Raw genomic sequence first — 21,637 nt, forward strand, 5'->3', positions numbered from 1 at the left:
GGAAGTGGATCTCACCATCGTGCACCTGCGTTACTTCCTTGCGGTGGCCGAGGAACTGCACTTCACGCGCGCCGCGCAGCGCCTGCACATCTCGGCACCTTCGCTGAGCCAGCAGATCCAGCAACTCGAACGCCGGACCGGCGTCACACTGTTCCGCCGCACCTCGCGGCAGGTTGAGCTCACAGCCGACGGCGCCGCCCTCGTCCGGCTCGCCCGTGACGCCGTCGCCGCGATGGACACCGTGATCGCCTGGGCCGACAGTTCGGGCACCGCGTCGGTGCTGCGCATCGGGATCGCGGCGTCGAGCGAGATGAGCAACCGGCTGCTCGCGACGGCCGTCGAGCGCCACCCGGACACGACCTGGCAGATCCACGGCCTGCCACTCACCGATGCACTCACCGCGCTGCGTTCGGGAGAGGTCGACGTCTCGTTGATGATCGCCGATCAGCCGCCGGTCGAGCCGGCAGGGGTCGTGGTGCGACCCCTGTGGTCCGAGGATCGGGTGCTCGTCGTCAACGAGGGGCATCGTCTCGCCGGGCGGGATTCGGTGACGCTGGCCGAAACCGACGATGAGACCTTCATCGGGATGCGTGGTGGCGGCGAATCGCAGAGTTGGTTCGTCGATCCGCGTCCGAGCGGTCGACATCTCGAGATACTGCCGCTGGCAACGCATTTCGACGAGGTCCTACAGCTGTGCAGCGCCGGGGTGGGAGTCAACATCTGCGGATCGTCGGCCACGGTGACCCATGCGCGACCGGGTCTGCGGTACGTCCCGATCATCGACCTGGCGCCGGTCACGACCTACCTGTGTCACCTGCGTGCCAAGCCGAACGCCCTCGTCGACGCTTTCGCCGCCATCGCCGAACCGATCGCCGCCGACACTCGATCATGAGGCCGGGCCTCATGATCGTGAGGCGATTCCATGTGGACCAGATCACATCCCCGCGGTGACACTGGCACGGTGAGTTCCTCCCCGTCCGGCGCCGTGCAGCGCGACGTCGTCTACCGATCCCGGCCCTCCGGTGACCTGCTCCTCGATCTCGTCGGCCCCTCGGCCCCCGGACCCCATCCGGCCATCGTCTTCGTGCACGGTGGCGGATGGTTCACCGGCGACCGCACGCTCTGCCCGGATCTGCACCGTCATTTCGCCGCAGCCGGATTCGTGATGGCAAGCATTGACTATCGACTCAGTGGTGACGCCCGATTCCCGGCGCAACTCCACGACGTCCGTGCTGCGATCGACCATCTGCGCACTCGCGCAGACGAATACGGCATCGACCCCGAACGCATCGGGGTGTGGGGTGCCTCGGCCGGCGGTCACCTCGCCGCGCTCGTGGGACTCCACGCGCATCGCGCGCGACTGCCCGGCGAGGACGCCGACGTCGATGCCCGGGTGTCCGCCGTTGCCGAATCCTATGGTCCGGCAACGCTGGTCGCCGGTGATGTGGCACCCGGACAGCCACTGCCCGGCGGCTCCACACCGGCTCTGACTCCCGAAGGGCGGCTCCTCGGTGGCGACCCCGCCGACCTCCCCGAGGCCGCCCGCGCGGCGAGTCCGCTGTATCACGTCCACCGCGACGCCCCGCCCTTCCAGATCTCGCACGGTACCGCCGACGTCCTCGTCGGCGACGACCACAGCCGCCTGTTGTTCCGCGCGCTCGCCGACGCCGGGGTGGAGGCCGACCTCTACCTTGTCGACGGCTACCGGCACGGCTTCCTGAACCCGCCCCGACGATCCGACGTCCCGGGTCCGCCGGCGATGGACGAGGGCCGGCTCGCCGCGGAGGGTGCCGCTGCCGCTCTGCTGTATTCCGCCCGCAACGGCCGGGAGTCGCAGTGCCGCACCGACTTCGGCTTCGATAACGTCGCGGGATTCTTCGTCCGCCATCTGCACCCCGACGCGTCGGTCTCGCCGTCGTCGGCCCTGTCCCGACCCGCCCACACCTCAGGAGAGAAGTCATGACCACCACCATCGACCCGGAAGCCATGCATGATCGTGCCCCGATCATCGATGCCCTCCCCGGTGAAGCCGTCCCGTATCGCCTCGCGAGTGGGGAGGGGCTGCGCTACGAGATCGACAACCAGCTCTGGACGGTCATCGCGCGAACGGCCGATACCGGCGGATTGTTCGACGCCGCATTCATTCTCGGCCCGCGAGGCGCGGGCGCCGCATTCCACGTCCTGCCGAACCATCAACGCTCGTATCACGTCTTCGAGGGCTCGGTGCAGTTCTGGCTCCCGGGGCGCAGCCGTGTTCTCGCGCCCGGTGACTCCATCCACGTACCGCCGGGAACACCGGTCGCCTACCGCATGCTCGGTCACTGCTCGCGCATCCTGTTCTTTTCCGCTCCGGGTGGTGCGTTGGACGCACTCGCCGGCAGTGGCGCGGGGGTGGACTCACACATCTACTCCGCCGATGCGCACGCAGGTGTGAAAACCCCACTGACAGAACTCTTCTCGGCGATCGGTGTACGTGCCCACGACGAGGCGCTCGCGGCGGCATCCGACGAGTGGGACGACGCGCTGCCGTCGGGGCCGCAGGGATATTTCCTACGGGCACTCACCGGGGATCGGCGCGCCTGGCCGGACTCCCTCAACTCCTATCAGGCGCGCGGTGCCAACACCGGAGGCCGGTACTTCTCGGTGCTCACCCTCGGCGGCCGGTCGCCGTACATCCCGCAGCACTTCCATCGCCACCACACGGAGAACTTCTTCGTCCTCTCCGGCCGGGTATGGCTGTACGTCAACGGCGTCGAGACCCTGCTCACCGCCGGGGATTACCTGCACGCACCGGCCGGCACCATCCACAGCTTCGCCTTCGACGCGCACACCACCCGGATGCTGGGCATCCTGACCTCTGATGTGTTCGAGAACTTCTTCGACGTCACCGGCGAGGCCACCGACGACCTCGTCTACACCGAGGGTCTGATCAACCCGGAGCACATGATGGGCAAGCTCGGCGCGGCCATGGCCGACCTCGACCTCGAGTTCGTCGGTCCGCCGCCGACGCGGACACATGGACTCGACCTCTGACCGTTTGCGACAGCAGAACAGCGCTGCGTGCATCATGGGACGATGCCCATTGACGATGTGCACGACAGCGCGGAACCGGATCGGAGCGCGCCGGATCGGACAGTAGGAGAACCGGCCCGCGAGAACGTGATCCTGGTGCATTGGCACGATCTCGGCCGTCACCTGAGCTGTTACGGCGCCGACGGCGTCGAGAGCCCGCATCTGGATCGGCTGGCGGCCTCGGGTATTCGCTTCGCCGATGCGCACGCGACCGCGCCGCTGTGCTCACCGGCACGCGGATCGCTGTTCACCGGGCAATATCCGCACCGCAACGGGCTCGTCGGGTTGGCCCATCACGGGTTCGCCTACCGCGAGGGGGTGCGCACGCTGCCGCAGATCCTGGGTGAGGCGGGCTACCGGACGGTCCTGTTCGGCATGCAACACGAGAGCACCGACCCGACGAGCATCGGCTTCGACTCGGTCGACGTGTCCGACTCGCGTTGCGATTACGTCGTCGCCGAGTCGCAGTGGTGGTTGGGCCACCACGTCCGTACCGCACCGCAGCAGCCGTTCCTGCTGACCGCGGGGTTCTTCGAGACCCATCGCCCCTACCCCGAGGACGAGTATCCGCCCGCCGACACCTCCGGCATCGACGTCCCCGGATTCCTTCCCGACACCACCGATGTGCGTGAGGACCTGGCAGGACTGCACGGCAGCATCACCAAGGCCGACGCCGCGGTCGGCCGGTTGCTCGAGACGGTCGCCGATCTCGGGCTCACCGAGAACACGTGGATCGTCTTCGTCGCCGACCACGGCCTGGCGTTTCCCCGCGCGAAGTCGACGCTCTACGCCCAGGGCACCGGGATCGCGCTGATCATCCGGCCGCCGGCGGCGCGTGTGATGTCACCGCAGGTCTACGACGGCCTGTTCTCCGGGGTCGACCTCACCCCGACGATCCTCGATCTGCTCGGACTCGGCGTGCCCGCCGATGTCGACGGTGACTCGCACGCCGCGCAACTCGTCCGAGCGGGTCGGTCGGTCCGCGACGAGGTCTGCCGCGACGAGGTCTGCCGCGACGAGGTCTACACCGAAAAGACCTATCACGACGCGTTCGATCCGATCCGCGCCGTCCGCACCAAGCACCACAGCTACATCGAGAACTACGCGCACCGACCCGAGCTGCTGTTGCCCCTCGACATCGCCGACAGCGCCTCGGCGCGCTCGATCGATCCGGCGGTGACCGAACGCGACCGGCCCCGTGTCGAGCTCTACGACCTCGATTCCGATCCGGATGAGCGCAACAACGTCGCCGAGGATCCCGCCTACGCGCAGATCCGCGCCGATCTCGCCGACCGTCTTGCCCGGTGGCGCACGAGTACCGGTGACGAGCTCCCCACCGAACCCGAGGGCACCGCCATCGCCGAGCGATTCATGGCGGCCTTCCACGCGAAAGCCCTCGACACCGCACCGGAGGAAGAGGCCTTGCCCTCGCGGCGTCCGCTCGGTGCGCGCCGTGAGCTCGACGGCGACATCACCTCCGGTGAGGGCGATGCGGTGCGCGCGTCCGCTGCCGACCGCACACCCCGCTGAGCTTTCACCCTGATCGCGAAAAGTCAACAATTACCCGCGTATTGAGGTAAAAAGCCCAGGTTGCGCTCGGTTTCGGCGTGGTTAGACTGAGCCGATGCCCCACCCGCAGAGCTACCTGGTGTGTGCGAGCCAGCGTAGCGGTAGCACCTTGCTCGTCGAGTCACTCGCGGCCACCGGGGTGGCCGGAACGCCCGAGGAGTTCTTCCAGTACTTCGCCTCGTCCTCGGAATCGCCACAACCCCGTGAATGGTTTGCCGGAGTGCGGGATTCGGCGATACTCGATCTGCTCGACGAGGTCGACGGCGGCACCGTGGACACCCGCGACTTCACCCGGTGGCAGGCCGATGTCCTGGCCGCTGGTCGCAGCGCCAACGGGGTCTGGGGCGGCAAACTGATGTGGAATCAGACACCGCTGCTCATCGCGCGGACCCGGGTCGGCTCGGGATCGTTGCGGACCGCTCTGCGCGAACTCCTCGGGGCCGATCCGCTGTTCGTCCACGTGTTCCGCGATGACGTTGTGCCGCAAGCGGTGTCGATGTGGCGGGCGGTACAGACGCGCGTCTGGCGCGACGGGCACGGTCCGCACTTCGACCCCGCGCGTGATGAACGCGCACAGTACAACGCCGAGGGGATCGCGCATCTCGCGGCGATCCTCGCCGATCAGGAGCGGCAGTGGCGCCGCTGGTTCGCCGACGAGGGCATCACGCCGATCGACATCGAATTCGGCGAGCTGGTCAAGGATCCCCAGGGCACGACCGCCGCCGTGCTCGCTGCGCTGGGTCTCGATCCCGATCTGGCTCCGCCCCCTCCGATCGCACCGCAGTCCAACGCGAGGTCCAAGGAATGGGCGCAGCGCTACCGCCGTGATGCGGAAAGGAACGGATATCCGCTATGACTTCTCCCGATAACGCTACCCCCGAGAACGTGGCCACCGCCGAATTCGATCATGTTGCCGCACTGCGCATCCTGGAGTCCGAGGCGGTGCACATCATCCGCGAGGTGGTCGCCGAACTCGAGCGGCCGGTACTGCTGTTCTCCGGCGGCAAGGATTCGATCGTACTCCTTCGGCTGGCCGAGAAGGCTTTTCGGCCGCACCCTTTGCCGTTCCCGATCCTGCACGTCGACACCGGCCACAACTTCGACGAGGTCATCGAGTTCCGGGATCGGCGCGTGGCCGCGAGCGCCGACAACCCCGCAGGCATCAAACTCATCGTGGCGTCGGTACCCGACGCGATCGCCGCCGGGCGCATCGCCGAATCGACCGACCCGTCGGGATCACGCAACCGGCTGCAGACCCGGGTCCTGCTGGACGCCTTGGAAGAAGGGGGATTCGACGCGGCGTTCGGCGGTGCCCGCCGCGACGAGGACCGCGCCCGTGCCAAGGAACGGGTGTTCAGCTTCCGCGACGAGTTCGGACAATGGGATCCGCGGGCCCAGCGTCCCGAACCCTGGTCGCTGTACAACGGTCGCATCCGGCGGGGCGAATCGGTCCGGGTGTTCCCGTTGTCGAACTGGACCGAGACCGACATCTGGCGCTACATCGAACTCGAGGGGCTCGACCTGCCGTCGATCTACTACGCAGCGCAGCGCGAGGTCTTCGACCGGGACGGCATTCTGCTTGCGGTGTCGCCGTTTTCGCAGCCGCCCACAGCCGACGACGTGCGGACCGAATGGGTGCGATACCGCACCGTCGGTGACCTCACCATCACCGGTGCGGTGCGGTCGAGGGCCACCACCATTCCCGAGATCATCGCCGAGATCAGCGAGGCGACCGTCTCCGAGCGGGGTGAGACCCGTGCCGACGACCGGACGTCGTCGGCGGCGATGGAGGACCGCAAGCGAGAGGGATACTTCTGATGAGCACCGCGATCTCCGCTGCGCGCCGCCAGATCCTGCGGCTGGCGACCGCGGGCAGCGTCGACGACGGCAAGTCCACATTGATCGGACGGTTGCTGCACGACACCGGCAGCCTGCCCACCGATCATCTGGCGGGGGTCACCTCCTCCGACGGCGACGTCGACCTGGCCGCATTGTCCGACGGTCTGCGCGCCGAACGGGAACAGGGCATCACCATCGACGTCGCCTACCGGTTCTTCGCCAGCGACACACGCAGTTATGTCCTCGCCGACACCCCCGGCCACGAGCGCTACACCCGCAACACCTTCACCGGGGCGTCCAATGCCCACGTGGCCGTGCTACTCGTCGACGCCCGTCACGGTGTGCAACGCCAGACCCGTCGTCATGCCCGGATCGCGACCCTGGTCGGGGTACCGCATGTGATCGCCGCGGTGAACAAGATCGACCTGGTCGATTACTCACAGCAGCGCTTCGGCGAGCTGCAGGACGAATTAACCGAACTCGCAGTGCAATTGGGGATCGGTGAGATCACGGCGATCCCGGTGGCCGCCACCCTCGGCGACAATGTCGTGCACCGGTCGGCCAACACGCCGTGGTACGCCGGACCCACGCTGCTGGAGTATCTCGAGGCGGTGGAGCTGGCGGCACCGTCGCCGCAGCCGCGGGAACTCCGGTTGCCGGTGCAGTGGGTGTCGCGCCCCGGGCCCGACGGAAAGCGCACCTACACCGGCCGCGTGGCTGCGGGCACCCTTGCGCCCGGTGATCCCATCACCGTGCTGCCGTCCGGGTCGGTCAGCACCGTGACGTCGGTGGACACCCTCGACCCCCAGCGGCCCGTCGCGGTCGCGGGGCTGTCGGTGTCGGTGCAGCTGGCCGACGAGATCGACGTCGGCCGTGGCGATGTCATCATCAGCGGCGCGCCCGACGCGCACCTACCGGTCTCGGCCCGGGAACTGTCGGCGACACTGTGCTGGCTGTCGTCGGCGCCACTGCACGCCGGGGATCGCGTCGCTCTCAAACAGGGGACCACCACGGTGCGCGCCACCGTGCAGTCACTGGAACGACGCCTCGACCCCGAGTCGCTGCTCGAGGTCGTCGGACCAACGGAGTTGGGGCTCAACGACATCGGTACCGTGACGCTACGGACCTCATCGGTCGTCGTGGCCGACACCTACGCCCAGAACCGCGACACCGGCGCGTTCATCCTCATCGACGAGGCCTCCAACGACACCGTGGCGGCCGGCACGATCCTCGAGGCACGGGAGGTCATTCCGGGCAAGGCGACGCGCAATGACATCAAGTGGCACCCGAGTTCGCTGCAGCGATCCGAACGGTGGACCAAGACCGGACAACGCGGGGCGACGGTGTGGCTGACCGGATTACCCGCCTCGGGCAAGTCGACGGTGGCGGTGGCGCTCGAACGCGAACTGGTGAACCGGGCGCGAGTGGCCTATCTCGTCGACGGCGACAACATCCGGCACGGCATCTCCGACGACCTCGGTTTCTCACCCGGCGACCGTGCCGAGAACATCAGGCGTGTCGGGCATCTCGCGCGTCTGTTCGCCGACGCCGGGGTCATCGCGATCGCGTCGATGGTCTCGCCGCTGCACTCCGATCGGGAGATCGCCCGCGAATTGCATCGCGCCGCCGAGCTCGACTTCATCGAGGTACACGTATCGACGCCGGTCACCGAGTGCGAACGACGCGACCCCAAGGGTCTCTACGCCCGGGCGCGGCGCGGTGAACTCAAGGGCCTCACCGGGATCGACGCTCCCTATGAGAAGCCGCGATCGCCGGACCTGCGTTTCGACACCACCGGTGCCGACATCGAGGAACTCGCCGGTCGGGTGCTCGCACTGCTGGTCGAACGCGGCATCATCGACGAGTGACGTCGACCGAGATCGCGCTCAGCCCACCCGGTGCGGTGCCTGTGCGGTGAGCGGCAGGCAGGTGATTGCGAAGCAACCCGGATTGCCCGACAGCGGCGCACGCAGCGGGGTGTTGCCGCACGACAGTACGGTGCAGTCGCGCGGGGCGTCCGGGCCGACACCGAGTGCGCCGAGGGTGATGTCGGGGTCGGCGAACTGCATCGGGTCGAGATTCAGGTTCATCGCGGGTCGGTAGGGACCGGGGTCGGGCAGGCGCGGAGAGCGGAAGGCGGCGACCAGCTTCCGGAAGAAGGTGTGATAAAGCTCGCTGATCGGGCTGGCGCTGAGATCGGTGGCCGGATCGGGGGATACGTCGCCGAGGAACCCGTTCCAGCTCACCATCAGTCCCAGACTGGGGACGATGAAATTATTCTGCTGCAGGAACCCGACCATCGCGTAGGCATCGGAAGGCAACCCGGCCAATGGGGCCTGATCGACCGTCTGACGGGACGGGAAGGACGGCCCGGTACACGGAGAACTGTTGACCCAGAACAGATACCCGTAACAGTGATTCGTCGGCGAGGGCGTCCGCAACCGCGTGATGTAGTCGGAATCGATGATGCGCCGGGATCGCCATACCCCGTCACCGGCCATCAACAGTCCGAGCCTGGCATAGTCGGCCGGTGGCATGAACAGAAACGCGTAACCGTAGGTGTTCCCGGACCGATCACGTGCCCAGTAATAGTCGTGGGCATCGATCCCCAACGGATCGAACAGATTTCGCTGAGCGAATTGCTGAAGGTCTTCGCCGACGGCTCGTTGCACGACGTAGGCGAGAAGATCCGGACCGTGCTGGGTGTACTCGAAGAAGGTCCCCGGGCGGTGGGTGACCGGCAGCGCAAGAGCCTGTTTCGCGATGTTCGGATCCACATCGAGGCCTGCGGTGACCGCCTCACTGAGGATCGACTGCGACAGGCCGGAGGTCTGGGTGAGGAGATCGGCGACGGTGATCCGTGCATGCGCGGCATCGGCCTCGCCCGGCGGGAGATACCGCGCGATCGATGCATTCAGGTCAAGTCTGTGCTGTGTGTAGGCGATCCCGGCGAGCATCGAGATCACACTCTTGGTGGAACTGAACAGATTCCACGGCACATCGCCGGTGGTCGCATTCAACGGTCCAGCACCGATGAGACAGTCGTTGCGGAAGACCTGGATGTGCGTGCGCATCCGGGACGCGGCGAAGGCGATGGCGTCGTCGAGACCGGCCTTGTCCACTCCGAGACGCTCGGGTGCCATCACGGTCGGTTGTGCTCCGGCGGGCTGCGCACACGAGGCCAATGGTGGTGGTTCTGCCGCTGCCGGAGAACCGATGCCCACCGCTGCGGCCACCGAGGCCACCACCGTGAGCACCACGACAAGCGCACTCACGAAGAACTGTCCCGAGACCCGCGTTTCGGACACCATCTCACCCCTGAACCCGACTGCACCGATACCGCAGTCTGGCACAGGGTATGCGCCGACCGTGGCCGAACAGGCAAGGCGAGGTGGTAGGGGAAGAAGGCGCGGGCTCAGCCCTGATACCCGAACATCTTCTTGCCGTACCAGTCACCGATCTCGGTGAGTCCCGGCGGGATCGCGAACAGCGAACTGGAGATCGGGGAGATGTACTCGTTGAGGGCGTCCTGGGCCAGGTTGTTCTGGATGCGGGCGAACTGCTCGTGGGCGTTCTTCTGGTAGGCGATGAAGAACAGACCGGCCGACAGGGTGCCGGTGCGGATGTCGATTCCGTCGGTGAAGTTGTATCCGCGGCGCAGGAGTTGGGCGCCGCCGTTGTTGTCGGGGTGGGCCAGGCGCACGTGGGAGAAACGGTCGATCTTGGTGCGGCCGTTGGTTCCCTTGACCGTGAAGTTCAGATCGGTGAACTCATCGCCGCCCGACAGCGGTGCGCCGGAATCCTTGGTGCGCCCGAAGATCCGCTCCTGATCGGAGATGTCGTCGGAATCCCAGGCCTCGATGTGCATGCGGATCTTGCGGGTGACGAGGTAACTGCCGCCCTTCATCCACGGCTGGTCGGTCTCGTCGCCGACCCACACCCACTTGTCGGCGACGGCCGGCTCCTCGGCCTTGATGTTGGCCGTTCCGTCCTTGAAGCCCAACAGGTTTCGTGGCGTCACCTGGTCGGTGCTGGTCGCCGATGCGCGCCCGAACCCTTCCTGCAGCCACCGGAGGGTTACCACGCTGCGCCCGATGCGGGCGAGGTTGCGCACGGCGTGGAAGGCGACCTGTGGGTCCTCGGAGCAGGCCTGCACGCAGATGTCGCCGCCGCTGATGGACGGGTCGATGGTGGTGTCGACGGCCAATTGGCCCAGCGGCCGGAGGGCCTCGGGCATCTTGGCGGCCAGGCCGAGCCGGTCGTCGAAGAAACTCGGCCCGAATCCCACGGTGATGGTGAGACGGTTGGGGCCCAGGTCGAACGCCTCTCCGGTGTCGGCAGGAGGTGCCATCGGGCGCGACTCGACCGGGCCGACCGGTTTGCCCTCGGCGAGCAGGCTGGCCGCCGCAGCCCAGCGCGCCATCATCGTCTCGACCTGCGCGACCGTCGTCGGCTTGAGATCGAAGGCGGCGAACACGAGTGAATTCTGTTGGCGTGTGGTGATTCCGGCCTGGTGCTCGCCGTAGAACTCCACGGTCTCGGTGGCCGGATCGCTGCGCTCGTCGCCGGTGGCGGCGTAGGTGATCCCCGCGCCCGCGGCACCACCGACAGCCAGTCCGGCACCGGCGATACCGGCGCCGGTGAGGAACCCTCGTCGGTTCACCCGGCCCCGTTTCTGCGGTGTGGGTTCTGGCGTGTCGGTGGTGCTCATGGGGTGTCGAATTCTCCTGTGATGCGGTGCGAGGACGGTGCCGTCAGCTGGCGGCGGCGATCTTTCCGCCGGCCTGCGACAGCGGGTCCTTGACCGCGATGATGGCCGCGGCCATGTCCCGCTTCTGCTGTTCGGTCACGTCGTTGAACGGCTTGAATCCGCCGGGCCCGTTCGGATCCCGGAAGCTGTCGATCAGCGAGTCGACTCGGTCGAAGGCCTGCTGGATCGTCGTCGTCAACTGCGGATCGATCTCGTTGAGGGCGGGCTTGACGATGGCGAACGCCTGCTGGCTGCCCTCGATGTTGGCCTGCATGTCGACGAAGTCGATATGCGAGTAGGCCTCTTCCTCGCCGGTCAGCTTGCTGGTGGACACCTCGTCGAGGAGGTCACCGGCACCGTTGATGATGTCGGCGGGCTTGACGGTGAATGAGGGCTCGTTGACCAGGCGCTGCAGATCCTTGACGTTCGTCAGGAGGGTGGCCGCCACCGGCTTCATCCCGTCGAGGTTGCCGGCTTCCCACAGTTGCTTCTCGATGACGTGGAAGCCCTGCCAGGTGTCACCGGGCCCCAGGGCGTCCGGGCGGGCGTCGATGGCGACGTCGAGGTTCACCGCGTTGTCGGTTGAGCAGTCCGAAGCGCCGTTGGCACAGAAGGATCCGGCGATCGGCTCGATGCGCTCGTAGTACGGGCGGGCCTTGATGTAGGCGTCCTTGGCGGCGGCGACATCACCGGCGTTGACCGCGTCGACGAGGGTTTGGGTCGCCGTGGTCAGACTGTTCACCTGGGTGATGACGTACTGCTTGTACTCGGCCGCGGCCGCGTTGAGCTGGTCGGCGACGCTACCGGTGGCCTTGGTGGCCGTACCGGTGACGGTGAAGGTGGTCTTCTCGTTGGTCGCGCCCGGGCAGTACAGCTCATAGGTGCCACCATCGAGCTTGTGCGAGAACGACGTTGCCGCCATACCCGGCGCGATGTTCTCGCGTTCGGCGAGGATCTTGCCGTCCTGCAACAGCTCCACCTCGCTGACCGCTGCCGCGTTGGTGTTCTTGATCTCGAAGGTGATCGGCCCGGCGTCGACCTTGTCGGGGGTGACCTTGCAGCCGTCGTTGGTCATCTCGACGGTGACTGTCTTCGTCGCACTCGACGAATCGCCGTCGTCGCTGCTGCTGCAGGCGGCCACACCTACGATGGCCACGGCGGTCGCCGACACGGCGACCAGTCTGGAAGCCCTCATCGGGTTCTCTCCTTTTTCTCGGGCGGCGCCACCACGGCGGCCGGGTCCACATCCGGGGTCACGTCGGGTCCCGAGGGCTCCGATGTGGCCGGGTCACCGCCACCGGACACCGGGGCCGGCGGTGTCGATGGGGTTGGTCGGGTCGATGGGGTCGGTCGACGGCGTGACGCCATCGCGAGTAATGCTGCGACCACCACCAGTACCGCGGCGATGACGGCGAGGGTCAGCGGAACCGTCACACCGCGCGAATGATGGCGATTGCGCTGATCATTCGCGGCCCCGAGTGCGGTGAGGTCGGCGGCGGTGGGCTGATGCCCGGTCTCGAACGTGGCGACCTTGCCGAGCACGACCGCAGAACCCTGTTCCGGGGTGGCCGTCGCGGTGATCGCGTAGCGCACATCGGCGGCGAGCGGACGGTCGAAATACGGATCGACCGAGACGGTCACCGTGGCGCTGACGACGTAGACCACCGGTGCCGACTCGCCGAACCGTCGGGTGTCCAGACCCACCGGCAGACGTCCGCCGTTGCCGGCAACGATCTGGGCGACGCTCACCCGCGTCGGAGCGCCCGGTACCAAGGCGGTGATCGGCAGGTTCGGGGTGACGACCTGGTCGAAGGTCGGCGCGGTCAGGCTGCCGAAGGTGGTCGTCTCACCCCCGGACAGTCGTTCGAGGGGGGTCGTGACGGCGCCGCTGGACAGCACACCGGTCGCGGAGTCGGCGCCGGCCTTCGACACCGACACCGAGACGTCCGCGGGTACCTGCACCGTCGTGCCGGACAGGATGCCGCTGGTGGTCGGGGCCCCGGTGGCTCGTGTCGCCAGCGTCGACGACGGCAGGGCGGGCGTGGCCGGTGCGGTGAGCAACACCACGAGCGCGGCGATCGCCAGCATCGCGGCGCAGGCGCCCGCGACGATCGCGGCGAGTCGCCGCGGGAACGCGCGCCCGGCCGGCCACAGGACGATCGTGCCCACCACCAGCACGTAGATCAGCCAGCCGAGGACCTCGATGAGGACCGGTTTGGGTTGTAGCCCGAGCACGCCGGTCAGCAGCGAGGACTGCACCGAGCCGGGCCGCACCAGCCAGCTCAGGTCGACGACCTGCTGTTGTCCGACGTCGAGCCATCCGGCTTCGTGGGCGGTGTGCAGGGCCGTCATCACCAGTCCGGCGGCGACGAGCACCAACAACAAACCGGTGATCTTGAAGAAGCGGGCGAGGTTGATGTGGACCCCACCGCGGTAGATGCCGTATCCCAGTGCCACCGCGATGGCGATACCGAGGATCGCGCCGGCCGCCGAGGGCACCGCGTTGCCGCTGGCATTGAACGCCGCCACGAGGAAGACGGCGGTCTCGAGCCCTTCGCGCAACACCGCCAGGAACGCCATCAGCACGAAGGCGAACGCCGACCCGTTGGCCATCGCATCGGATGCGGCGGATTCCAAGTCCCCCTTGAGGTCTCGGGAATGCTCACGCATCCAGACGATCATGTAGGTGACCATCGCGACCGCGATGGCGCCGATCACCGTCTCCAACGCTTCCTGCTGCTGTTGGGGCAGATCGCGGGAAAGCACCTCCAACCCGATCGCCACACCGACGCAGATGAGGACCGCCACGATCACGCCGATCCACATCCAGCGCAGGGCGTCGCTGCGCTGCTGGCGGCGCAGGAATGCGGCGATGATGCCGACGATCAGGGCCGCTTCGAGGCCTTCGCGCAGGCCGATGATCAGGGTTGCGAGCATTGTTGCCCCCGCTTCGGGCGATGCGGACGACCCGGCGCAAAGCCGGGAATGCCCGATTCCGTGGCCTCTGGGCGGGTGGCGACATCACGGTCGTCGACCGTGAACTGCGAGGGCGCCGTGCCCGCCACCAGCTCCATATGCGGCTTTCTTCTCCAGTGCACACCGGGTTCCGCGCCGTGCGACGCAGTGTTGGTGAGGCTAACCGACGATAGTATGCCCTTTCCTCGGGAACCGGACACGCTTGGGTGGAGTTGAGAACAATGTCGGGCTCCGACGCGTCGACGAGTGGAGTCCGGCGTCGATGATGTGCAACCCTGTGTCGTTCGTGCGGTCATCGCTGTTCGTGTGGTCATCGAGGGGCCGACGACGAAGGGCAACACGCGTGGTCCACACGCAGGAGAGGTAGTCAGGGTGCTAGCGGGTAGGGGCGTGCGTCGGTATCGCGCGCTGATCGTTGTCGCGATCGCTGCGGTCGTCGGATCGATGACCCTGACGAGTTGTCTCGACATCGGTTCACTGAACCGACCCGACATTCCCGAGGGCATTCCGCCCGCGCCCGGCGCTCAGCAGCCCTACATCGACATCGACCAGCCGGGCCGGACCGCCGACGCCATGGCCGGCTGGGCTCGTCCCATCGCCGAGGGCACCGGCATTCCGTTGATCTCTCTCGAGGCGTACGGCAACGCCGCCGAGATCCAACGCCAACAGCATCCCGAGTGCGGGCTCGCGTGGACGACCCTCGCCGGCATCGCCGGTGTGGAAAGCAAACACGGCACCTACCGGGGAGCGCATGTCGCCGCCAATGGTGATGTGTCGCCGCCGATTCGGGGAGTGCCGCTCGACGGCACCCGCGGCAACATGGAGATCCCCGACACCGACCACGGCCGGCTCGACGGTGACCCCACCCACGACCGTGCGATGGGGCCCTTCCAATTCATCCCGCAGACCTGGGAGCGCTACGGCGTCGACGCCAACGGTGACGGCAAGGCCGACCCGGACAACATCGACGATGCGGCGCTCTCGGCGGCCCGCTATCTGTGTGTGTCCTCCGGCGGGGACATGACCACAGCGGCCGGCTGGGAGAAGGCGGTCAAGGTCTACAACAACTCGATGGCCTACGTCATCGATGTCCGCGATCACGCCAACGCCTACTCCGTCAACGTCCGCTACTGATTCCCTTTGCGCGTCTTTGCGGCTCGATGGCTCCCTGGCTGCGTCGTCGTCGGCGCCGATAGCTCCGCTATCGGCGCCTCCTCCGCCTTGCCAGGAAACCATCGCCTCCGCAAAGCCATCGCAGAAGAATCGGGAGACATGCCCTAGGCTTTGTCGCGTACCCGTCGGCGCTCAAGAAGACGCCGACCCGTCCATCGAAAGGGGCGCAGCGTGGCAATCATCGAACAGGTGGGCGCTCGTGAAATTCTCGACTCGCGCGGTAATCCCACTGTCGAGGTCGAGGTGCTGCTCGACGACGGCACCTTCACCCGGGCCGCGGTTCCGTCGGGTGCATCGACCGGCGAACACGAGGCGGTGGAGCTGCGCGACGGTGGCGATCGCTACAACGGCAAGGGCGTCACCAAGGCCGTCGAGAGCGTTCTCGGTGAGTTGGCCCCCGCGGTCATTGGTATCGACGCCGAGGAACAGCGCCTCGTCGACCAGGCGCTCCTCGACTGCGACGGCACTCCGGACAAGGGCCGGCTCGGGGCCAACGCCATCCTCGGTGTCTCGCTCGCGGTGGCCAAGGGCGCTGCCGAATCGGCCGGGCTGCCGCTGTTCCGCTACGTCGGCGGTCCCAACGCGCACATCCTGCCCGTGCCGATGATGAACATCATCAACGGCGGTGAGCACGCCGACAACGGCATCGATTTCCAGGAATTCATGATCGCGCCGGTCGGTGCCCCGACCTTCAAGGAGGCGCTGCGCTGCGGCGCCGAGGTGTACCACGCGCTCAAGTCGGTCCTGCACAAGCAGGGTTTGAACACCGCGCTCGGCGACGAGGGTGGTTTCGCTCCCGATCTGCCCAACACCGAGGCCGCGATCGCGGTCATCGGCGAGGCCGTCGAGAAGGCCGGCTACGGTTTCGGCCGTGATGTGGTGATCGCGCTCGACGCCGCGTCGACCGAGTTCTTCTCGAACGGTGTGTACAAGCTCGAGGGCAAGGACTTCTCGTCCGACGAGATGGTGCCGTTCTACGAGAAGCTCATCACCGACTTCCCGATCGTCTCCATCGAGGACGGTCTGGCCGAGGACGACTGGGACGGTTGGGCCAAGCTCACCGAGGCCATCGGCGACCGCGTGCAGCTCGTCGGCGACGATCTGTTCGTCACCAACCCCGAGCGGCTCGAAGAGGGCATCTCCAAGGGCATCGCCAACGCACTACTGGTCAAGGTGAACCAGATCGGCAGCCTCACCGAAACCCTCGATGCCGTCACGCTGGCGCACAACAACAGCTACAAGACGATGATGAGCCACCGGTCCGGTGAGACCGAGGACACCACCATCGCCGACCTCGCCGTCGCCTGCGGCTGCGGCCAGATCAAGACCGGTGCACCGGCCCGTAGCGAGCGTGTCGCCAAGTACAACCAGCTGCTGCGTATCGAAGAGGGCCTCGGCGACGCGGCACGCTACGCCGGAGACCTTGCCTTCCCACGGTTCTCGTTCGGTTCGTGATTAGCTAGGGCCCATGGCCGATGCCGATGGGCGTTTCAACTCCGAGCGCGACGGGCGTCGGCGGGCGAAGCGATCCACCAGGGATCCGCGTTCTGCCGAACGCGCCCGCCGTGCCCCTCGTCGCTCCGCGTCGTCGTCGCGTCGTACCCCGGTCTCGGTGATCGAGACCGGGGAACAGGAGATCCATCGCGACGACGTCGATCTGGTCGACGAGATCGGCGCCGACGCAAGTCCCGTCGACGCAGCCTCCGACGACGCGCCCCGACGGGCGTCGTCGCGGGGGAGTCGTACGCCGCGTCGTCGCCCCACCATCGCCGACTCCGTCACGGCGCGCGTGCGCGGTCTCGACGCCAAACGTGCGGTGATCATGGCGCTGGTGATCGGTGTCGTCGCCATCGCCCTGGCGCCGTCGCTGCGCAACTACTACCAGGGCCGCTCGGAGTACAACCAGGTCGTCGCCTCCAACGAGCAGCTGCGCAACCAGGAGACCTACTACCAGAAGAAGGTCAACGAGCAGGGCGACCCGGCATACAAGGAGGCTCAGGCGCGCGAGCGGTTGGGCATGGTCCGCCCGGGTGAGACCGGACTGGTGATGATGTACCCGGGTGACGCCGACAAGCAGGCCGCCGAACAGGCCGCGCAGAAGCATGCAGCCAACCCCTGGTACAGCAACCTCTGGGAATCGGTGGCCACGCCTCCCGACGGTCGGTGACCGGCGTTTTCTCCCGGCCGCCCCTCGGCGGCTACTGTGACCACTCGTGAGCATCTCCTCCGACGATCTCGCGGTTGTCACCGCCCAACTCGGCCGCGAGCCACGCGGTGTGATCGAGGTCAGCTACCGCACTCCCGACGGTGTTCCGGCCGTCATCAAGACCCGGCCGCGACTGCCCGACGGCACACCGTTCCCCACGCTGTACTACCTGACCGATCCGCGCCTCACGTCGGAGGCGAGTCGGCAGGAATCGGCCGGCGTCATGAAGGACATGACCGCGCGGCTGGCGACCGACGAACAGCTGGCTGCCGCCTATCGCGCCGCGCACGAGTCCTATCTGTCCGAGCGCAACGAGATCGAGTCTCTCGGAACGGATTTCACCGGCGGCGGCATGCCCGACCGGGTCAAGTGTCTGCATGTGCTGATCGCGCATTCGTTGGCCAAGGGGCCGGGGGTGAACCCGCTCGGCGATGAGTCGGTGGCACTGGCCGCGCAGGCCGGGTTGCGTGGGACCGCCATTCCGGCCGACTGGCCGTCGGCGTCCATCGACGAGAACGGAGATGTCGGATGAGTGTGGTCGCCGCGGTCGACTGCGGTACGAACTCGATTCGTCTGCTGGTCGCGAAGCCCGGGGAGACGACACCGCTGACCGACATCCACCGGGAGATGCGGGTGGTTCGTCTCGGTCAGGGCGTGGACGCGACGGGGCAGTTCGCCGACGAGGCCATCGAGCGCACCCGCGTGGCTCTCGCCGACTACGTCGAGGTGATGGTCGGAGCCGGCGTGGAGAAGGTGCGGATGGTCGCGACGTCGGCGACCCGTGACGCCGCCAACCGGGATCGGTTCTTCGCGATGACCGCGGAGTTGCTCGGTGCGGTGGTACCCGGGGCGATCGCCGAGGTCATCACCGGCGACGAAGAAGCGCAACTGTCATTCCGCGGGGCCGTGGGAGAACTGCCCGCCGATCAGGGGCCGTTCGTGGTGACCGATCTCGGTGGCGGCTCGACGGAGGTTGTCGTCGGGGATGCCGACGGCGTCACCGCGAGCTTCTCCGCCGACGTCGGCTGCGTGCGCGTCACCGAACGTGCCCTGCCTTCCGACCCGCCCACCGCCGAGGAGATCGCCGCCGCACAGGGGTTCATCGCGGAGCGACTCGCCGAGGCGTTCGTTGCCGTCGACGTCACTTCCGCGCACACCTGGGTCGGGGTGGCAGGAACCCTGACGACGCTGTCGGCACTGCATCTCGGTCTCGCAGAATACGATTCCGACGCCATTCACCTGTCCCGGGTGGGGCGCGACGATCTCGACTCCGTGTGCCGAGAACTGGTCGACATGACGCGTGCCGAGCGTGCGGCGCTCGGTCCGATGCACCCGGGTCGCGTCGACGTCATCGGCGGCGGATCACTGGTGACGATGGAACTGGCCCACCAATTGGCGCAGCGTGCCGGGATCACCGAACTCGTCGTCAGCGAGCACGACATCCTCGACGGCATCGCGCTGGGTTTGCTCGACTAGCCCGGCACCTCGCTGACGGCGCCCGCTGTTCCGCCGACAGCGCCCGTCAGTTCGCCGACAGCGCTCGCTACTGTGCCGACAGCGCCCGCTATGTCGTCGACGGCGCCCGCTATGTCGCCGACGGCGCTGGGTCAGATCAGCGGGAGGTGTTCGCCAGATCCGGGTTGCGCAAAGAGATGTTGTTGCAGGCCTCGCAGACGGTGTCGGGAATGATCCCGTTGCGCTGCAAGAAGCCGAAGACCACGCAACCCAGGCAGAAGCCGAGCGCGAATTCCAGTGTGGCAGCGACGATCAGGACGCCGACCACGATCTGGGCCGCGAGACCGTAACCGAGGAGGCTCAGCACGAGCGCGGTGGTGCTGAAGGCCAGTCCGATGCCCTGGGCGAACCGCTTCGGGGGTCCGGGAACGAGCTTGGTCTTGCGCCAGAGCTTGGGGGCGATGACCCGCACCGAGAGCTGACCGAACGGCGACAGCTTGGGCCCGGACGCGACGCGCAGGGCGAACCCGATCGCCAGCAGCGCGTAGAGCGCCCAGTGATCGACGACGATCGCCACGATTGCGAGAGCCACCACCAGGCCCGCGGTGGATCGCGCCGCGTAATCATTCACCGGATTGGGGAAGGTGAACACCGAACGCACCGACACAAGATCCTCCTCTGACATCCTCAACAGGACGAAGCTACGCGACGGACTGCTCGGGGTCACGGGTTGGGCTCATGACGAATGAAACCGAGGCGTGCGGGCGCTGTCGGCGTCCTGCCGGGCGCTGTCGGTCACTCCTCGCTGTCGGTCACTCCTCGACGGGTGCGACCGGTGCCTCCATGGTGCCCTCAAGGGTCGCGCCATCGGTGTCGTCGGCGTGACGGTCATCGGCACCGGAGTCCGGATCGGACTCGTCGAGATCCTGCGGCACCACCGGCGCCTCGAACGACCCTTCGAGGTTGAGCGGCTCTCGGTCCGGCGTTGCCGACTCCTCGATCGCGGGAGCGTCGAGAGAGTCCTCGGCATCGAGAGCACCCTCGTCGTGGTCGTCGGCGAGTTCGGCGTCGATGACGTGGTGCGCCTCGTCCGCCTTGGCGCGTTGCGCGGCTTCCCGCATCTCGAAGCCGTCGGTGACGATCTCACCGATCTCCCGGGCAACGTCGGCCACGGCGCTGGTGATGATGGTGGCGATCTGGCCGACGTGGGTGGCGGTGGACTCCACCAGCTCCTGGATCAGATCCTTGTTGCGTTCGATGCGATCGACCACGGTGGATTCTCCTCGGTGGGTCGTACGGGATGGTGACGCGCGGACGGCAAAGCCGAACGGGCGGCATCGACGGTGTGATTCCGACGATACCGCCCGTCTCGGGGCGACGCGATGGCTGCTCAGGCGACCTCGGCCGGCTTCTGTCGGTCGATGATGACCGTCAGATCGTCGTCATCGCGGGTCATGAAGTTCGGCAGCGACAGCTTGGCGATCTTCTTCCACGTCGATCCGAGCTGATGGCTCAGCGACCCGGTGTTGTACGGCAAACCGTAGCGCTCGCACACCTCGCGTACCTCGGCCGACATCGCCGGATACCGGCTGGCCGGGATGTCGGGGAAGAGGTGATGCTCGATCTGATGTGACAGGTTGCCACTCATGATGTGGAACAGCTGGCTGCCGGTGATGTTGGCCGAGCCCAGCATCTGCCGCAGGTACCACTGGCCGCGTGTCTCGTCTGCGCACTCCTCTGCGGTGAAAGTTTGTGCACCGGTGGGGAAGTGGCCGCAGAAGATGATCGAGTACGCCCACACGTTGCGCACCAGATTGGCGGTCGCGTTGCCCAGAAGGGTCGGCACGAACATCGGGCCGCTGAGTGCGGGGAAGACGACGTAGTCCTTGAGAACCTGTCGACTTGCCTTGCGCCACATGCCCTTCACGAGGCCTTTGATGTCGCTCCACTTGCGCTTGCCGGCGACGATGTTCTCCGCCTCGAGATCGTGGAGCATCACACCCCACTCGAACAGCAGCATCAGCGCGGTGGCGTAGCCGAGGTTGCCGAGATAGTAGGGGTTCCACTTCTGATCACGTGCCATCCGCAGGATGCCGTAACCGATGTCGCGATCCTCGCCGAGGATGTTGGTGAAGGTGTGGTGCAGATAGTTGTGGCTGTGCTTCCACTGATCGGCCGGACACACGTTGTCCCACTCGAATTCGCGGGAGTTGTAGGTGTCCTCACGCATCCAGTCGTACTGGCCGTGCATGACGTTGTGGCCGATCTCCATGTTGTCGAGGATCTTCGAGACCGACAGGGCGCCGACACCGGCGACCCACGCGGGTGGGAAGAATCCGAGGAACAACAGTGCGCGCCCGGCGAATTCGAGTCCTCGCTGGGTACGGATGATCGAGTACAGGTACTCGCGATCCTTGGAACCCAGATCGGCGACCACGCGGGCCTTGATCTCGTCGAGGTCGCGGCCGAGTTGTTCGACCTGCTCGTAGGAGAGCGTCACGGTGTTGGGGTCTGCAACCTTGCGCAGCGCGGGCAGCGCGACGGTCTCGGTCTCGGGGGTTTCGGTTGCGGGGGGAAGGATGCTGGTTGCCATGGGT

19 protein-coding genes are annotated in these 21,637 nt (G+C 67.0%); 12 read left to right on the forward strand and 7 right to left on the reverse strand.

The genetic code is table 11. From position 1 onward, the window contains the following. Positions 1–4: 4 nt before the first annotated feature. From GOPIP_RS16715 to cysC, 7 genes are all read left to right on the forward strand, one after another. Positions 5–892, forward strand: coding sequence for a LysR family transcriptional regulator (locus GOPIP_RS16715; protein ID WP_006370921.1), 888 nt, complete (start codon positions 5–7; stop codon positions 890–892). Positions 893–961: 69 nt separating this feature from the next. After that, on the forward strand, positions 962–1,963 hold the full coding sequence (locus tag GOPIP_RS16720) for an alpha/beta hydrolase (protein WP_006370922.1): 1,002 nt from the start codon (positions 962–964) through the stop codon (positions 1,961–1,963). Further along, a complete protein-coding gene (locus GOPIP_RS16725; protein WP_006370923.1) occupies positions 1,960–3,033 on the forward strand; it encodes a quercetin 2,3-dioxygenase in 1,074 nt (357 codons plus the stop codon). The genes GOPIP_RS16720 and GOPIP_RS16725 overlap by 4 nt, the downstream gene beginning before the upstream one ends. Positions 3,034–3,075: 42 nt before the next feature. Continuing rightward, positions 3,076–4,602, forward strand: a complete 1,527-nt coding sequence (locus tag GOPIP_RS16730; protein WP_006370924.1) for a sulfatase family protein — start codon at positions 3,076–3,078, stop codon at positions 4,600–4,602. A gap of 94 nt (positions 4,603–4,696) precedes the next feature. Next, positions 4,697–5,497 (forward strand): trehalose 2-sulfotransferase, encoded by an 801-nt coding sequence (gene stf0 / locus GOPIP_RS16735; RefSeq protein WP_006370925.1) that lies wholly within the window; start codon positions 4,697–4,699, stop codon positions 5,495–5,497. After that, positions 5,494–6,459: a sulfate adenylyltransferase subunit CysD gene (gene cysD, locus GOPIP_RS16740; protein WP_006370926.1), complete on the forward strand. Its 966-nt coding sequence runs from the start codon at positions 5,494–5,496 to the stop codon at positions 6,457–6,459. Before stf0 ends, cysD begins: the two co-directional genes overlap by 4 nt. Further along, the gene (cysC, locus tag GOPIP_RS16745) at positions 6,459–8,348 is read left to right on the forward strand and encodes an adenylyl-sulfate kinase (protein ID WP_006370927.1); all 1,890 of its coding nucleotides are present in this window, start codon (positions 6,459–6,461) and stop codon (positions 8,346–8,348) included. The genes cysD and cysC overlap by 1 nt, the downstream gene beginning before the upstream one ends. Positions 8,349–8,366: 18 nt before the next feature. Here cysC and GOPIP_RS16750 read toward each other — a convergent pair whose 3' ends face one another. The 4 genes from GOPIP_RS16750 to efeU all read right to left on the reverse strand — a co-directional run bounded on the left by GOPIP_RS16750 (position 8,367) and on the right by efeU (position 14,167). Beyond that, the gene (locus GOPIP_RS16750; protein ID WP_006370928.1) at positions 8,367–9,791 is read right to left on the reverse strand and encodes a serine hydrolase domain-containing protein; all 1,425 of its coding nucleotides are present in this window, start codon (positions 9,789–9,791) and stop codon (positions 8,367–8,369) included. A 104-nt stretch (positions 9,792–9,895) separates the two neighbouring features. Further along, the gene (gene efeB, locus GOPIP_RS16755; protein WP_006370929.1) at positions 9,896–11,191 is read right to left on the reverse strand and encodes an iron uptake transporter deferrochelatase/peroxidase subunit; all 1,296 of its coding nucleotides are present in this window, start codon (positions 11,189–11,191) and stop codon (positions 9,896–9,898) included. A 43-nt stretch (positions 11,192–11,234) separates the two neighbouring features. Continuing rightward, complete coding sequence (gene efeO / locus GOPIP_RS16760; RefSeq protein ID WP_006370930.1) at positions 11,235–12,425, reverse strand: iron uptake system protein EfeO; 1,191 nt, start codon at positions 12,423–12,425, stop codon at positions 11,235–11,237. Beyond that, a complete protein-coding gene (gene efeU / locus GOPIP_RS16765; RefSeq protein ID WP_006370931.1) occupies positions 12,422–14,167 on the reverse strand; it encodes an iron uptake transporter permease EfeU in 1,746 nt (581 codons plus the stop codon). The genes efeO and efeU overlap by 4 nt, the downstream gene beginning before the upstream one ends. A gap of 483 nt (positions 14,168–14,650) precedes the next feature. Between efeU and GOPIP_RS16770 the strand changes: the two genes are divergently transcribed. From GOPIP_RS16770 to GOPIP_RS16790, 5 genes are all read left to right on the forward strand, one after another. After that, a complete protein-coding gene (locus tag GOPIP_RS16770; RefSeq protein ID WP_231387039.1) occupies positions 14,651–15,340 on the forward strand; it encodes a lytic transglycosylase domain-containing protein in 690 nt (229 codons plus the stop codon). 210 nt (positions 15,341–15,550) lie between these two features. Further along, positions 15,551–16,834, forward strand: coding sequence for a phosphopyruvate hydratase (gene eno, locus GOPIP_RS16775; protein ID WP_006370933.1), 1,284 nt, complete (start codon positions 15,551–15,553; stop codon positions 16,832–16,834). A gap of 13 nt (positions 16,835–16,847) precedes the next feature. Beyond that, positions 16,848–17,546 carry an FtsB family cell division protein gene (locus tag GOPIP_RS16780; RefSeq protein ID WP_006370934.1) on the forward strand — a complete coding sequence of 233 codons (699 nt, stop codon included), beginning with the start codon at positions 16,848–16,850 and terminating at the stop codon, positions 17,544–17,546. Between the two features lie 46 nt (positions 17,547–17,592). Next, positions 17,593–18,117, forward strand: a complete 525-nt coding sequence (locus GOPIP_RS16785; protein WP_006370935.1) for a DUF501 domain-containing protein — start codon at positions 17,593–17,595, stop codon at positions 18,115–18,117. After that, positions 18,114–19,061 carry a Ppx/GppA phosphatase family protein gene (locus GOPIP_RS16790; protein ID WP_006370936.1) on the forward strand — a complete coding sequence of 316 codons (948 nt, stop codon included), beginning with the start codon at positions 18,114–18,116 and terminating at the stop codon, positions 19,059–19,061. The genes GOPIP_RS16785 and GOPIP_RS16790 overlap by 4 nt, the downstream gene beginning before the upstream one ends. A gap of 136 nt (positions 19,062–19,197) precedes the next feature. Here GOPIP_RS16790 and GOPIP_RS16795 read toward each other — a convergent pair whose 3' ends face one another. From GOPIP_RS16795 to GOPIP_RS16805, 3 genes are all read right to left on the reverse strand, one after another. Continuing rightward, positions 19,198–19,707, reverse strand: coding sequence for a DUF4395 domain-containing protein (locus tag GOPIP_RS16795; protein WP_006370937.1), 510 nt, complete (start codon positions 19,705–19,707; stop codon positions 19,198–19,200). A 145-nt stretch (positions 19,708–19,852) separates the two neighbouring features. Continuing rightward, a complete protein-coding gene (locus GOPIP_RS16800) occupies positions 19,853–20,311 on the reverse strand; it encodes a hypothetical protein (RefSeq protein ID WP_006370938.1) in 459 nt (152 codons plus the stop codon). Positions 20,312–20,430: 119 nt separating this feature from the next. Beyond that, on the reverse strand, positions 20,431–21,633 hold the full coding sequence (locus GOPIP_RS16805; RefSeq protein WP_006370939.1) for a fatty acid desaturase family protein: 1,203 nt from the start codon (positions 21,631–21,633) through the stop codon (positions 20,431–20,433). Positions 21,634–21,637: the final 4 nt, after the last annotated feature.

Origin of the sequence: Gordonia polyisoprenivorans NBRC 16320 = JCM 10675, assembly GCF_000241325.1 — a bacterium.
In the GTDB taxonomy this organism is placed as follows: Bacteria; Actinomycetota; Actinomycetes; order Mycobacteriales; family Mycobacteriaceae; genus Gordonia; species Gordonia polyisoprenivorans.